At 61.4% G+C, this 14,306-nt stretch carries 10 protein-coding genes; all 10 read right to left on the reverse strand.

Annotation, left to right across the window (positions count from 1 at the left end):
• Positions 1–45: 45 nt before the first annotated feature.
• Positions 46–1,983: an acetate--CoA ligase gene (gene acs / locus AC1RR7_RS22935; RefSeq protein ID WP_493158484.1), complete on the reverse strand. Its 1,938-nt coding sequence runs from the start codon at positions 1,981–1,983 to the stop codon at positions 46–48.
• A gap of 114 nt (positions 1,984–2,097) precedes the next feature.
• On the reverse strand, positions 2,098–3,762 hold the full coding sequence (pgi, locus tag AC1RR7_RS22940) for a glucose-6-phosphate isomerase (RefSeq protein WP_096820901.1): 1,665 nt from the start codon (positions 3,760–3,762) through the stop codon (positions 2,098–2,100).
• A 358-nt stretch (positions 3,763–4,120) separates the two neighbouring features.
• Positions 4,121–4,981 (reverse strand): pantoate--beta-alanine ligase, encoded by an 861-nt coding sequence (panC, locus tag AC1RR7_RS22945; protein ID WP_493158485.1) that lies wholly within the window; start codon positions 4,979–4,981, stop codon positions 4,121–4,123.
• Positions 4,978–5,778, reverse strand: coding sequence for a 3-methyl-2-oxobutanoate hydroxymethyltransferase (panB, locus tag AC1RR7_RS22950; RefSeq protein ID WP_096820903.1), 801 nt, complete (start codon positions 5,776–5,778; stop codon positions 4,978–4,980). Before panB ends, panC begins: the two co-directional genes overlap by 4 nt.
• 320 nt (positions 5,779–6,098) lie before the next feature.
• Positions 6,099–6,584, reverse strand: a complete 486-nt coding sequence (folK, locus tag AC1RR7_RS22955) for a 2-amino-4-hydroxy-6-hydroxymethyldihydropteridine diphosphokinase (protein WP_102621081.1) — start codon at positions 6,582–6,584, stop codon at positions 6,099–6,101.
• 3 nt (positions 6,585–6,587) lie between these two features.
• Positions 6,588–7,988, reverse strand: a complete 1,401-nt coding sequence (locus tag AC1RR7_RS22960; RefSeq protein WP_096820905.1) for a polynucleotide adenylyltransferase PcnB — start codon at positions 7,986–7,988, stop codon at positions 6,588–6,590.
• A gap of 734 nt (positions 7,989–8,722) precedes the next feature.
• The gene (locus AC1RR7_RS22965) at positions 8,723–10,159 is read right to left on the reverse strand and encodes a sigma-54-dependent transcriptional regulator (RefSeq protein ID WP_096820907.1); all 1,437 of its coding nucleotides are present in this window, start codon (positions 10,157–10,159) and stop codon (positions 8,723–8,725) included.
• A 22-nt stretch (positions 10,160–10,181) separates the two neighbouring features.
• Entirely contained in the window at positions 10,182–13,136 is a 2,955-nt protein-coding gene (locus AC1RR7_RS22970) for a sensor histidine kinase (protein WP_173861356.1), read from the reverse strand.
• Positions 13,120–13,296, reverse strand: a complete 177-nt coding sequence (locus AC1RR7_RS22975) for a hypothetical protein (protein ID WP_003176118.1) — start codon at positions 13,294–13,296, stop codon at positions 13,120–13,122. The genes AC1RR7_RS22970 and AC1RR7_RS22975 overlap by 17 nt, the downstream gene beginning before the upstream one ends.
• A 77-nt stretch (positions 13,297–13,373) precedes the next feature.
• The gene (gluQRS, locus tag AC1RR7_RS22980; protein WP_096820909.1) at positions 13,374–14,270 is read right to left on the reverse strand and encodes a tRNA glutamyl-Q(34) synthetase GluQRS; all 897 of its coding nucleotides are present in this window, start codon (positions 14,268–14,270) and stop codon (positions 13,374–13,376) included.
• Positions 14,271–14,306: the final 36 nt, after the last annotated feature.

Raw genomic sequence — 14,306 nt, forward strand, 5'->3', positions numbered from 1 at the left:
CTCAGTGATGAAGGGCGGCGCGGCCGGTTGACCGCGCCCGTGATTCTACTGGTTAAGGCGCTTGTCGATCAGCCCCTGCACCACGCTCGGGTCAGCCAGGGTCGAGGTGTCGCCGAGGCTGTCGAGTTCGTTGCAGGCAATCTTGCGCAGGATCCGCCGCATGATCTTGCCCGAACGGGTTTTCGGCAGGGCCGGGGCCCACTGGATCAGGTCCGGTTTGGCGAAACTGCCGATCTCCTTGCTGACGTGGGCCAGCAGTTCCTTTTTCAGTTCGTCGTTGGGTTCGGCACCGTTCATGGGCGTGACGAAGGCATAGATGCCCTGGCCTTTGACGTCATGGGGATAACCGACCACGGCGGCCTCGGCGATGCTGTCGTGCAGCACCAGGGCGCTCTCGACCTCGGCGGTGCCGATGCGGTGGCCGGAGACATTGATCACGTCGTCGATGCGCCCGGTGATCCAGTAGTCGCCGTCCTCGTCGCGGCGGGCGCCGTCGCCGGTGAAGTAGTAGCCGGGGTAGGGCTTGAAGTAGGTGTCGACCATGCGCTGCGGATCACCGTAGACGCTGCGGATCTGCGCCGGCCAGCTCGACTTGATCGCTAGCACGCCGCTGCCGGCGCCTTTGATTTCCTTGCCATGCTCATCGAGCAGCACCGGTTGCACGCCGAACATCGGTTGGGTGGCGCAGCCCGGTTTGATCCGTTGGGCGCTGACCAGCGGGCTGAGCATGATGCCGCCGGTTTCGGTCTGCCACCAGGTATCGACTATCGGGCAGCGCTGTTCGCCTACGACGTTGAAATACCATTCCCACGCTTCCGGGTTGATCGGCTCACCGACGCTGCCGAGCAATCTGAGGCTCTGTCGCGACGTTTCCTGCAAGGGACCTGCTCCTTCGCGCATCAGTGCGCGCAGGGCAGTGGGGGCGGTGTAGAAGATGTTGACCTTGTGTTTGTCGATCACCTGCCAGAACCGCGACGTGCTTGGGTAGCTTGGTACGCCTTCGAAGATCAGCGTCGTCGCGCCGTTGGCCAGCGGGCCATAGACGATGTAACTGTGGCCGGTGACCCAGCCGACGTCGGCGGTGCACCAGAACACTTCGTCTTCGCGGTAGTCGAGGACGTACTTGAAGGTCATCGCCGCTTGCAGCAGGTAACCGCCGGTGGTGTGCAGCACGCCCTTGGGTTTGCCGGTGCTGCCGGAGGTGTAGAGGATGAACAGCGGATCTTCGGCGTCCATCGGTTCCGGAGGGCAATCGTCGCTGACGTCGCGCACCGCCTGGTGATACCAGAGGTCGCGGCCTTCGACCCAGTCGATCTTGTTCTGGGTGCGCTCGACTACCACGACGGTGCTGACGTCCGGGCAACTCTGCAGGGCCTTGTCGACATTCTGTTTCAGCGGCACGAACTTGCCACCGCGCACGCCTTCATCGGCGGTGATCACGGTGCGGCAGTCGGCGTCGAGAATGCGGTCGCGCAACGAGTCCGGGGAGAAACCGCCAAACACCACCGAGTGAATCGCGCCGATCCGCGTGCAGGCGAGCATGGCGTAGGCCGCTTCGGGGATCATCGGCATGTAGATGCACACCCGGTCGCCTTTCTTCACGCCACGGCTTTTCAGCACGTTGGCCAGGCGGCAGACGTGGTGATGGAGTTTGTTGTAGGTGATTTGCGTCGATTCGGCAGGGTCGTCACCTTCCCAGAGGATGGCGATCTGATCGCCGCGCTTTTCCAGGTGACGGTCGATGCAGTTGTAGCTGACGTTCAGTTTCGCCCCGGCAAACCAGGAAGCCTCGCCGGTTTTCAGGTCATAGCGCTGGACGGTCTGCCACGGTGTGCTCCAGTCGAGGAAGCGCGTGGCCTGTTCGGCCCAGAAGGTGCTGGGGTGTTCAATGGATTCGCGGTACAGGCGATGGTAGTCGTCCTGACTCAACTGGGCAGCCCGGCGGACGGCATCGGCTTTGGGGAACGTGCTGATATCGAACATGACGGTTCCTTATTCTTGTTATGCGACAAGGATAAAGATGCGCCGAGAGCGGGGAGGGTTCAAGACCCGTAAACAAACACCCCCTCATGGCGAGGGGGTGTGTTCAGTGCAGGATCAGCCGCGGTGACGGCCGCGGAAGTAGTTGATCAGGCCCTGGGTGGAAGCATCTTCGGCGGCGGTTTCTTCGCTGCCGACCAGGCGGTTGTAGACGCCCTTGCCCAGTTCCTTGCCCAGTTCCACGCCCCACTGGTCGAAGGCGTTGATGCCCCAGACCACGCTTTGCACGAAGACTTTGTGTTCGTACATCGCCACCAGTGCGCCGAGACGACGCGGGCTGATGCGCTCGACCACGATGGTGTTGCTCGGACGGTTGCCCGGGATCACCTTGTGCGGTGCCAGTTTCTGTACTTCGGCTTCGCTCATGCCCTTGTCGCGTAGTTCGGCTTCGGCTTCCGGCAGGGTCTTGCCGAGCATCAGCGCCTGGCTCTGGGACAGGCAGTTGGCGTACAGCCACTGATGGTGGTCGGACACCGGGTTGAAGCTGACGATCGGCACGATGAAGTCGGCCGGGATCAGTTGGGTGCCTTGGTGCAGCAACTGGTGGTAAGCATGCTGACCGTTGCAACCTACGCCACCCCAGATCACCGGACCGGTATCGGTCGATACCGGGGTGCCGTCCTGACGCACGCTCTTGCCGTTGGATTCCATGTCCAGCTGTTGCAAGTGCTTGGTGATGTTACGCAGGTAGTGGTCGTACGGCAGGATCGCGTGACTCTGCGCGCCCCAGAAGTTGCCGTACCACACACCGAGCAGGGCCAGCAGCACCGGCATGTTCTGTTCGAACGGCGCGCTCTGGAAATGCTGGTCCATGGTGTAGGCACCGGACAGCAGTTCCTTGAAGTTGGACATGCCGATGGCCAGGGCAATCGGCAGACCGATGGCCGACCACAGCGAGTAACGACCGCCGACCCAGTCCCACATCGGGAAGATGTTTTCTTCGCGGATACCGAAGGCCACGGCTGCCGCGTTGTTGCTCGATACGGCGATGAAGTGACGATACAGCTCGGCTTCCGAACCGCCCTGAGCCAGGTACCAGGCACGCGCGGCCTGGGCGTTTTTCAGGGTTTCGAGGGTGTTGAACGACTTCGACGAAACGATGAACAGCGTGGTCTCGGCGCGCAGTTTTTGCGTCAGTTCGTGGAATTCGCTGCCGTCGATGTTTGCCAGGTAATGGCAACGCACGCCTTTCTGGGCGTAGGACAGCAGGGCTTCGGAGACCAGCTCAGGGCCGAGGAACGAACCACCGATGCCGATGTTCACCACGTCAGTGATCGGCTTCTCGGTGTAACCGCGCCACAGACCGTCATGGATACGGCCCACGAGATCGGTGATCTGGTTCAGCACTTTGTGTACTTCAGGCATCACGTTGACGCCGTTGACCGACAGTTTGTCGCCGACCGGGCGACGCAGGGCGGTGTGCAGCGCCGGGCGGCCTTCGGAGGAGTTGACGATTTCGCCGTCGAACAGCGCCTTGATCGCGCCCTTGAGATCGACTTCATTGGCCAGGCCCACCAGCAGGTTGCGGGTCTCGGCGTTGATCAGATTCTTCGAATAGTCGAGAAACAGTCCGCAGCTGCTGAGGGTGAACTGATTGAAGCGCTGCGGATCGGCGTTGAAGGCTTCGCGCATGCTGAAATCCTGCATGGCTTGGCGGTGGTCTTTCAACGCTTGCCAGGCAGGCAGAGCGGTAACGTCATGAGGAGTGCGGTAGTACGCCATCGCTGCGGTTTTCCTTTTTACTTGAACGGCCTTTTGAACACTGAAAAGACCTCCCCGCCATGTTTGGGCGAGGGGGCAACTGCGTCGACACGATTACACGGGCGCAGGGCGAATACAGTAAACCTAGCGCTGCGATCTGTCTTGGCTTCTTCTGACCTGTTACCTGTACTTTTTTAACATCGATAACAGCAGACGCCGACAGACGGCGGGTAATACGAGCAAGTCCCTGCTTTTCGCGCGCAGTGGATCGGCGGGCAGTTTGCCCGATGGTCTGGTGGTCAGCAATACGGTTTGGAAGAGGAGGTGACACGAATGTGAGAGCGAGCAGGCTCACTCTCACATTCTGATATTGCGGTGCTCAGGCGGGGGTATCGAGATTCAGGTGCAGGTTGTCGATCAACCGGGTAGTGCCGAGGAACGCAGCCACCAGAATCACCAGGTCACGATCTTCCGCCGTCGCCGGACGCAGGGTCAGGGCGTGGCGGATTTCCAGGTAGTCCGGACGCAGGCCGGCGGCTTCCAGCTGTTGCCGCTGTGCCTGGATCAGGGCCGGGAAGTCGCGCTCGCCCTGCTTGATCGACTCGGCGATGCTGCTCAGGGCGCGATAGACCACGGGCGCCACGGCACGTTGTTCCTCGCTGAGGAAACCGTTGCGCGACGACAGCGCCAAGCCGTCGGCGGCACGCACGGTCGGCTCGCCAATGATCTGGATCGGCATGTTCAGGTCATGCACCATCGCACGGATCACCGCCAGTTGCTGGTAGTCCTTCTGACCGAAGATCGCCAGATCCGGCTGAACCATGTTGAACAGTTTGCTGACCACGGTCGCCACGCCTTCGAAGTGCCCCGGACGGCTGGCGCCGCACAGGCCTTCGGACAAGTGCGGCACGCTGACCCGGGTCTGGCCGGCCATGCCGTCGGGGTACATCTCTTCGACGGTCGGGGCGAACAGCAGGGAGCAGCCGGCGTCCAGCAGTTTTTCCTGATCCGCCGCCAGGGTGCGCGGGTATTTGTCGAGGTCTTCGCCGGCGCCGAATTGCAGCGGGTTGACGAAAATGCTCGCGACCACGAAGTCCACTCGCTGCCTGGCCTTGGTGATCAGTGCGATGTGGCCGCTGTGCAGGTTGCCCATGGTCGGCACGAAGCCGATGCGCTTGCCTTCGCTGCGGGCGCGCGCCACGGCAGCGCGCAGTTCACGTACGGTTTTAACGGTGTTCATGCAGAGAATCCGTGTTCGATCCCAGGGAAAGTGGCGGCTTTGACTTCGCTGACGTACGCCTTCAATGCGGACTGGATGCTGTCCTGACCCTGCATGAAGTTCTTCACGAATTTCGGTACGCGGCCGCTGATCGACAGGCCGAGCATGTCGTGCAGCACCAGGACCTGACCGTCGGTGTCGGCGCCGGCGCCGATGCCGATCACCGGGATTTTTACTGCGCTGGTGATTTCGGCAGCCAGTTCGCTCGGCACGCATTCCAGCAGCAGCATGGCCGCGCCGGCCTGCTCCAGGGAAATCGCGTCGGCGCGCATCTGGCGTGCCTGGTTTTCGTTGCGACCCTGCACTTTATAGCCGCCGAGAATGTTCACGGCTTGCGGGGTCAGGCCCATGTGGGCGCAGACCGGAACGCCGCGTTCGGCCAGCAGGCGGATCGACTCCGCCAACCACAGCGCGCCTTCGACCTTGACCATGTGTGCGCCGGCCTGCATCAGCATGGCGCTGTTGGTCATGGTTTGTTCAAGGGTGGCGTTGGCCATGAAAGGCAGGTCGGCCAGGATCAGGGCGTCGGTGTTGCCGCGCTTGACGCTGGCGGTGTGGTAGGCCATTTCCGCAATGGTCACCGGCAGGGTGCTGTCGTGACCTTGCAGGACCATGCCGAGGGAGTCGCCCACCAGCAGCACTTCGACACCGGCCTCGTTGCAGGCGTGGGCGAAGGTCGCGTCATAGCAGGTCAGCATGGTGATCTTTTCACCTTTCTGCTTGAGGCTCTGGAGCGTGGTCAGGGTGATGGCTGGCATGTAAGAAATCCTCGTTCAGGCGCTTTGGAAACTACTGCGAGTAACGCGCGTGATTCGTCATCTACTCAGGCGCACGCTCTTTTGTCGTGCTTATAAGGCCTGGATTGCGCCCTTGTATGCCGGGTTGGCGGCAGCGGGACGCCTATAGTCGTGATGAGGCCTCAGGAAGTCAATTGCATGTGTTACCGCATTGTTACGACGGGAGTGTTACCGGCGTTACTGATGCGATTCAGCGGGCCGGCGGGCCTGATCTGCGGAGTTTTTGTCCTACAAGAACGCAAAATGCGGGAGTCAGTTTGCTCCCGCATCAGCGGTTTGTGTCAGGCGTGGGCGAGGCGTTCGAGGCCGACGAACGGGCAGGCTTTCAGAAGATCGGCAAGGGTGCGGCCATCAGCCAGGTGCAGATCTTCGGGGGCCAGTTCGGCCAGGGGATACAGAACGAAGGCGCGTTCCTGCATGTGGTAATGCGGGACTTTGAGGCGCGGCTCGTCGATCAGTCGGTCACCGAACAACAGGATGTCCAGGTCCAGCGTGCGCGGGCCCCAGCGCTCCAGGCGTTCGCGGCCCTGACCGTTTTCGATGGCTTGTAGGGCATCGAGCAGTTCCAGCGGGGCGAGTGTGCTGTCGAGCGCCGCGACCGCGTTGGTGTAACGCGGTTGGCCCGGCAGCAACGAATCGCTCTGGTAAAAGGCCGAGACGCCGACCAGCGCGCTGTCTGGCAATTGCCCCAGCGCGTCGACCGCGCTGCGCAGTTGTTCGGCGGGGTCAGCCAGATTGCTGCCCATGCCGATGTAGATGCGTTCCATGCCTTATTCGCCCGTGGCGCTCGGTGCGCCTGCGCGCTTGCGCTTGGAACCGCTGCTGCGGCGACGCTTGCGCGGAGCACCGCTGGCGCCGTCATCCTTGCCGCTGAGGTCGCGGATCATGTCGCGGCGCTCGCTGTCATTGGCGTCTTGATAATCGGTCCACCATTCGCCCAGGCCATCGGTCTGCTCGCCGGCGCTTTCACGCAGCAGCAGGAAGTCGTAGCCGGCGCGGAAGCGCGGATTGTCCAGCAACAGGTCGGCGCGTTTGCCGCTGCGGCGCGGCAGGCGTTCCTGCATGTCCCAGATCTCGCGGATCGGCATGGTGAAGCGTTTTGGAATCGCAATGCGCTGGCACTGTTCGGCGATCAGCTCGTGGGCGGCTTCCTGCATCGCCGGAATCGGCGGCATGCCACGCTCTTGCAGACGCAACACGCGGGCCGGCAGGGCAGGCCACAGCAATGCGGCAAACAGGAACGCCGGGGTCACCGGTTTGTTCTGCTTGATCCGCAGATCGGTGTTGGTCAGCGCTTCGCTGATCAGCGTGTGGGTGTATTCCGGGTTGTATTCCAGCGCATCGGCACTGGCCGGGAACAACGGCGCGAACAGTTGCAGGTCGACCAGCATTTCGAAGGTGATGGCGCCATGTCCGGAGAGGAACAGCTTGAGCACTTCCTCGAACAGCCGGGCCGACGGAATCTCGCGCAGCATCGGTGCCAGCTCGCGGATCGGCTGGACGGTGTGCTTTTCGATGCCGAAGTTGAGCTTGGCGGCGAAACGCACGGCTCGCAGCATCCGCACCGGGTCTTCCTGGTAACGCTGCTTCGGGTCGCCGATCAGGCGGATCAGATGATTGCGGATGTCGTGCACGCCGTTGGCGTAATCGAGAATGCGCTCGCTGACCGGATCGTAATACAGGGCGTTGATGGTGAAGTCGCGGCGTTGCGCGTCTTCTTCCAGCGTGCCGTAGACGTTGTCGCGCAGAATGCGCCCGCTCTCGTTGCGCGAAGACTGGTTGCTGTCTTCGTCATCTTCGTTTTGCGGGTGATTGGCGCGGAAGGTCGCGACCTCGATGATTTCGCGACCGAAATGGATGTGCACCAGCTTGAAGCGGCGGCCGATGATCCGCGCATTGCGGAATTCGGCGCGGACCTGCTCGGGAGTGGCGCTGGTGGCGACGTCAAAGTCTTTGGGCGTGATGCCCAGCAGCATGTCGCGCACGCAACCGCCGACCAGATAAGCCTGGTAACCGGCGCCTTGCAGACGTTCGACGATATTGACCGCGTAACGGCTGAATTGGCCTTTTTGCAGCGAATGTTGGCCGCTGTTGAGGACTTCAGGCGTGCTACGGATGTGTTGAGTACGACGAACGGGAGTTCGGAATGACTGGAACAACTTCTTCAGCATGGGATGCACTGTTTGAAGGAATGTTCGGCCAGACCAAAGAATGACCGCATGATGGGCCGGGATTCTAGCATTTAGTCGAGTGATGGTGTAGGACGCAGGCATTTTGCGCTGCAAGCCGCAGGCTAAAGGCGTCGAAAAGGATGAGTGAGGGGGATTTTGCTGCGGGGGAGAAACTACAAGGGGAGCCGAAGCTCCCCAAGAAGTAGTTGCGTGCTCTTTTTATTATTGATTCGGGCTTCTTGTTTTTGTTGAGTGCCCTCGCCATGAAGCTTTTCCTTCATGACCCTCCCAATCGGGAGCCAAGAGCAAACGGATTGCTTTGGTCGCTGAATTGCAGTGATCTCTCGATCCAACCAGTACAGGCTCTGTCTTAAGACAGTTTTTGTTGTTCTCGGCCTGGTCGTGGGGCAAGCCCCAAATACAACGCCTCTCCAAAAGAATCAGTTAGCTGCGCCTCTCGCCGTCTTGTTTTTATTGTGCGTGAGTCGATTCGTCTTATTTTTATTGTCTTGTGCATTGCTTGTTATTGTTCTTGTACCAAACATATAGCAGGTGCCGTGCCAACTTTTGCGAACCCCAATAAAACAAGGGGTTAGGTCGATATAACCGTTTTCGCAGGGCGAAAAAAAGCCGGGGTTTCGTTACCGATAACCCCGGCTTCTGTTACGTGAAAAGACTGAGGTAACAGTTTTTTCACATCCTCAACCGTTACCCGCACACTCGACAGGTAACGTTCAGCTCTCGCTGGCGACCCCGGTCTTGCGCCGTGGAATGCCCAGACGCTGACGGCGCTCCCACAGGCATTTGCGGCTGACGCCCAGTTTGCGCGCCAGTTCGGTCTCGGTCATGTGGTCCTGATGCTCGAGCACGAAATGCTGGAAATAGTCTTCCAGCGACAGATCTTCGGTCGGCTCGTGGCTGCTGTTGCTGGCGTTACCGGCCGGTTGCGCCGGCAGACCGATGAACTCATCGTCCTCCAGGTCACCCAGCTCGATGTCGATGCCCAGCAGGTCGGCAGAGATTTCCGGGCTTTCGCTCAGAATCACGGCGCGCTCGACGGCGTTTTCCAGCTCCCGCACGTTGCCCGGCCAGGAATAGTGCCGGATGGCCTGTTCGGCATCGGCGGCAAATTTCAGGTCGGTGCGGTTGATGCGTGCGCTCTGGCGAGCGAGGAACGCATTGGCGATTTCGTTGACGTCGGCGCCACGCTCGCGCAGGGCCGGCAGTTTCAACGCGATCACGTGGAGGCGGTAGTACAAGTCCTCACGGAACTGGCCGATTTTCGCCAGGCTCTTGAGGTCGCGGTGGGTTGCGGCGATCAGTCGGACATCGACCTTCTGCGATTGGACCGAGCCAACCCGGCGAATTTCGCCTTCCTGCAATACGCGCAGCAGGCGGGCCTGTGCTTCCAGTGGCAATTCGCCGATCTCGTCGAGGAACAGCGTGCCGCCGTCCGCCGCTTCCACCAGGCCGGCGCGACCGGCGCTGGCACCGGTGAACGCGCCTTTCTCGTGACCGAACAGTTCCGACTCGATCAGGCTTTCCGGAATGGCGGCGCAGTTCACCGAGATCATCGGTGCCTTGGCGCGTTTCGACAGGTTGTGCAGGGCGCGGGCCACCAGTTCTTTACCGGTGCCGGACTCACCCTGGATCAATACATTGGAATCCGTCGGGGCGACTTTACGGATCTTGCCGTAAAGGTCCTGCATGGGTGGGCAGGAGCCGATGATGCCGATCTCGCCATTGCTGTTGTCGACGGCGGATTTGCCGTTACCGTTGGCAGTTTTGCCGGTAACAACTTCGCCGGCAGCCGGCGCCGACTGGCGATCACGCAGGATCCGCGCGACAGCTTGAAGCATCTCGTCGTGGTCGAAAGGCTTGGCGATGTAGTCCACCGCGCCCATCTTCATCGAGTCGACCGCCGAGCGCAGGCTGGCGTAGCTGGTCATGATCAGCACCGGCGTGCCCTGGCCGAGCTTGATCAGCTCGGTGCCCGGAGCACCCGGCAGGCGCAGGTCGCTGACGATCAGATCGAAAGTGGGAATACTGAAGCGTTCTTGTGCTTCCTGCACTGAACCGGCTTCGCTGACCTGGTACTGGTTGCGTTCCAGCAGGCGGCGCAAGGCGGAGCGGATAATGGTTTCGTCTTCGACGATCAAAATGTGCGGCATTGATTCGATACTCTCGACGGTCTCAGTTCACAGCGGACGTCGCTTCGACATGACGCGGCAATGTCACCCGGATACGGGTGCCGCGCTGGCTCTGAACATCAGCCGGGCTGTCGATGGTGATTTGTCCATAATGCTCTTCAACGATGGAATAGACCAGTGCAAGGCCCAGACCGGTGCCTTCGCCAGGATCCTTGGTGGTGAAGAAGGGTTCGAACAATCGATCCATGATGCTCGATGGAATACCGCTGCCTTCGTCCTCGACGATCAGATCGACCGTGTGTTCGCCGGCTTCGCTCTTGACCCGCACCGCACTGCCGGCAGGCGAGGCGTCACGGGCGTTGGAGAGCAGATTGATCAGAACCTGGGCGAGCCGCTGCGGGTCGCCTTCGACCCAGTGATCAGGGTCGCACAGGTTGTAGAACTGGACTTCGAAGTTGCGTCGGTTCAGGGCCAGCAGACCGATGGCGTCCTGAGCCACTTCCGCCAGACAGACGGGCTCGTCGCTGTGCTGATGGCTGCCGGCGTGGGCGAAGCTCATCAGCGACTGCACGATGCGCGACACGCGTTTGGTCTGCTCGAGGATCTGGCCGCTGATTTCCGTCAGTTCGCCGTCGTCCTCGCGCTCCTCGCGCAGGTTTTGCGCAAGACAGGCGATACCGGTGATCGGGTTGCCGATTTCATGGGCCACGCCGGCCGCGAGTCGGCCAATGCTGGCCAGGCGCTCGGAGTGCACCAGTTTGTCTTCGAGCATCTGGGTTTCGGTCAGGTCTTCCACCAGCAGCACGAGGCCGCTGTTACCCGGCGCGAGAGGCTCGTCGATGGCCGCTTTGTGCAGGTTCAGCCAGCGGGTCTGGCCGTCGAGAGCCAGGTGTTGCTTGTGCAAGTGCTCGTCGGGCAGGTTGATGAAGCCTTGCAGCAATTCTTTCCACGGATTGGCGATGGTGCTCAAGCGCGAGCCGACAACCCGTTGCGCGGCAATCCCGGTCAGCTCTTCCATGGCCTTGTTCCACATCAGGATCTCCTGATCCTTGGCCAGCGAGCAGACGCCCATCGGCAGTTCCTGCAAGGTCTGGCGGTGGTAGCGGCGCAGGGCATCGAGTTCGGCGGCGAGGCCGGTGAGGCGCGAGTGGTAGTCCTCAAGGCGACTTTCAATGAAGTGAATGTCTTCGGTGACGTAGTTTTCACCGCCCGCCTTGTACGGCAGGAAGGTTTCCACCATGTCCTGGGCGACGCTCGGGCCCATCAGGCCGGAGAGGTTGGCTTCGATCCGGTCACGCAAACGGCGCAAGGCATAAGGGCGGCGCTCGTCGAAAGGCAGATAAAGGTCGCGCAGGGCCTGTTCGACTTCCTTTTGCGCAGCCTTGGCGCCCAATGGTTTGGCCAGTTGCGTGGCGAATTCCTGCGGCGAGGCGGCGTGCAGCTCCCGGCGTTGCGGGCGACGCACGTTGTCCACCGCGCAGGCTTCGGCGGCGCTGGCCTCTTCCGGGCTGGCATTGGTGAACAGCGAAATCAAAGTGAACATCAAGACGTTGGCCGCCAGCGAGGCGATGGCCGCCATGTGCCAGCTGGTGTCGTCCAGCACGTAGATCATGTTCAGCAGCGGGATATAGAAACCCTGCAGATTGCCGACCAGCGGCAGCAGCATGGTCACCACCCACACCAGAATCCCCGCCAGCAGACCGGCGATGAAACCGCGGCGGTTAGCGGTCGGCCAGTACAGCACCGACAATACGCCCGGCAGGAATTGCAGGGTGGCCACGAACGCGACGATGCCGAGGTTGGCCAGATCCTGTTCGGCACCGAGCATCAGGTAGAAGCAGAAGCCGGCCATGATGATCGCGACGATCAGTGCCCGGCGGGTCCATTTCAACCAGCGGTAGATGTTGCCTTCGGCCGGTGGCTGATAAAGCGGCAGCACCAGATGGTTCAGGGCCATGCCCGACAGCGCCAGCGTGGTGACGATGATCAGGCCGCTGGCCGCCGACAGACCGCCGACGTACGCCAGCAGCGCCAGCGCCTTGCTGTTGGCAGCAATGCCGATGCCGAGGGTGAAGTATTCCGGATTGGTGGTGGCGCCGAGTTTCAGGCCGGCCCAGAGAATCAGCGGCACGGCCAGACTCATCAGCAACAGGAACAGCGGCAGGCCCCAGCTCGCACTCACCAGCGAACGCGGGTTGAGGTTCTCGGTGAAGGTCATGTGATACATGTGCGGCATCACGATCGCCGAGGCGAAAAACACCAGCAGCAACGTGCGCCACGGGCCTTCCTGCAAAGGGGTGTGCAGGGCGGCGAGGGCGGTCTGGTTCTGCAGCAGCCACAGTTCGAGCTGTTGCGGGCCGTCGAACACACCATACAAGGCGTAGAGGCCGACGCCGCCGAGAGCGGCCAGTTTGATCACCGATTCGAAGGCGATCGCAAACACCAGCCCTTCGTGCTTTTCACGGGTGGCAATATGGCGGGAGCCGAAGAAGATCGTGAACAGAATGATCAGCGCACAAAACGCCAGGGCTACGCGATTCTGCACCGGTTCGCCGGTAAGAATGCCGATGGAATCGGCCACGGCCTGGATCTGCAACGCCAGCAACGGCAATACACCGATCAGCATGAAAATCGTGGTCAGCGCGCCGGCCCAGGTGCTGCGGAAGCGGAACGCGAACAAGTCCGCCAGCGACGACAGTTGATAAGTGCGAGTGATCTTCAGGATCGGATACAGCAGCACCGGCGCCAGCAGGAACGCACCGGACACCCCGAGATAACTCGACAGAAAGCCGTAGCCGTACTGATAAGCCAGACCGACCGTACCGTAGAACGCCCACGCACTGGCGTAGACCCCCAGCGACAGGGTGTAGGTCAGCGGATGGCGAATGATCGCCCGCGGGATCATGCCCCGTTCACTGATCCACGCCACCCCGAACAGCGCAGCCAGGTAGGCGGCGCTGATCAGCAGCATCTGGGTCAGGCTAAAGCTCATCGGCATCTTTTTGGCTCTGAAGGATGAAGGTCACGACGATCAGGATCAGCCAGAGCAGATAAGGGCGATACCAGGCGCCCGTGGCGTCGATCCACCAATCCATGATGGCGGGAGAAAACAGGTAGATCCCCACGACCAGAAGCAGGACCAAGCGATAGATGTACATCCCGGCCTCTCTTTTTTATGCGCGTGCCCGAAAACGTGCGGCGATGGTAACGGATGGGCGCGCCACTGCAAGTGTCGTCACAGCAGTTGCGCTTCAGGCAGGGTCAGTGTGCGCGGGATTTTCGAGGCATCCCAGTGGGCGCTGCCCCAGTTCAACAATTCTTGCGGCGAGGCGTGGGCCAGTTCGGCGCCGGGATTTTGCCCCAGCGCGCGCAAGGCGCGCAGCAGCAGTGGCGTGGCCTGATCGGCTTCCAGCGGTGGCGAGCGGTAGGACTTGCCGAGTTTGTTGCCGTCGGGCTGGGTAATCAGCGGCAGATGCAGATAACGCGGCTGGCGCAGGCCCAGCAGTTCTTGCAGGTAGAGTTGGCGCGGCGTCGAGTCGAGCAGATCGGCGCCGCGCACGATGTCGGTGATGCCCTGCCAGGCGTCGTCCAGCACCACCGCCAGTTGATAGGCGTACAGGCCGTCGCGGCGGCGGATCACGAAATCACCCACGTCACGGCCCAGGTGCTGACGGTATTCGCCCTGCACCCGGTCGATGAAGTGATATTCCAGCTCGGGCACGCGCAGGCGGATCGCGGCGTCTTCCTGACCATGGCCGGCATTGCGGCACAGTCCCGGATAAATGCCGTGATAGGGCTCCAGTTGTTTGCGCGAGCAGGTGCAGGCGTACGCCAGACCGTGATTGAACAGACTGTCGAGCACTTGCGCGTAGGCGTCATGCCGGTCGCTCTGGCGGACCATTTCGCCGTCCCATTCGAAGCCGTAGCTTTCCAGCGCCTTGAGAATCGCGGCTTGCGCCCCCGGCTCTTCCCGGGGCGGATCGAGATCTTCCATGCGCACCAGCCAGCGGCCGTTCACCGAGCGGGCGTCCAGATAAGAAGCCAGTGCAGCCACCAGCGAACCGAAGTGCAGGTGTCCACTGGGTGTAGGCGCAAAGCGGCCGATGTAGGCGGGGGAGGTGTTGGCAGTCATGAGAGCGATGCTACTAGAGAGTCAAAAAACAGCAGA

The sequence above is a fragment of the Pseudomonas sp. GW821-FHT11G12 genome, assembly GCF_058808055.1.

Excerpts from the sequence above, each read along its gene's own strand:
- acs (WP_493158484.1), bottom strand. The coding sequence starts at position 1,983 with ATGTTCGATATCAGCACGTTCCCCAAAGCCGATGCCGTCCGCCGGGCT.
- pgi (WP_096820901.1), bottom strand. The coding sequence starts at position 3,762 with ATGGCGTACTACCGCACTCCTCATGACGTTACCGCTCTGCCTGCCTGG.
- panC (WP_493158485.1), bottom strand. The coding sequence starts at position 4,981 with ATGAACACCGTTAAAACCGTACGTGAACTGCGCGCTGCCGTGGCGCGC.
- panB (WP_096820903.1), bottom strand. The coding sequence starts at position 5,778 with ATGCCAGCCATCACCCTGACCACGCTCCAGAGCCTCAAGCAGAAAGGT.
- folK (WP_102621081.1), bottom strand. The coding sequence starts at position 6,584 with ATGGAACGCATCTACATCGGCATGGGCAGCAATCTGGCTGACCCCGCC.
- AC1RR7_RS22960 (WP_096820905.1), bottom strand. The coding sequence starts at position 7,988 with ATGCTGAAGAAGTTGTTCCAGTCATTCCGAACTCCCGTTCGTCGTACT.
- AC1RR7_RS22965 (WP_096820907.1), bottom strand. The coding sequence starts at position 10,159 with ATGCCGCACATTTTGATCGTCGAAGACGAAACCATTATCCGCTCCGCC.
- AC1RR7_RS22970 (WP_173861356.1), bottom strand. The coding sequence starts at position 13,136 with ATGCCGATGAGCTTTAGCCTGACCCAGATGCTGCTGATCAGCGCCGCC.
- AC1RR7_RS22975 (WP_003176118.1), bottom strand. The coding sequence starts at position 13,296 with ATGTACATCTATCGCTTGGTCCTGCTTCTGGTCGTGGGGATCTACCTG.
- gluQRS (WP_096820909.1), bottom strand. The coding sequence starts at position 14,270 with ATGACTGCCAACACCTCCCCCGCCTACATCGGCCGCTTTGCGCCTACA.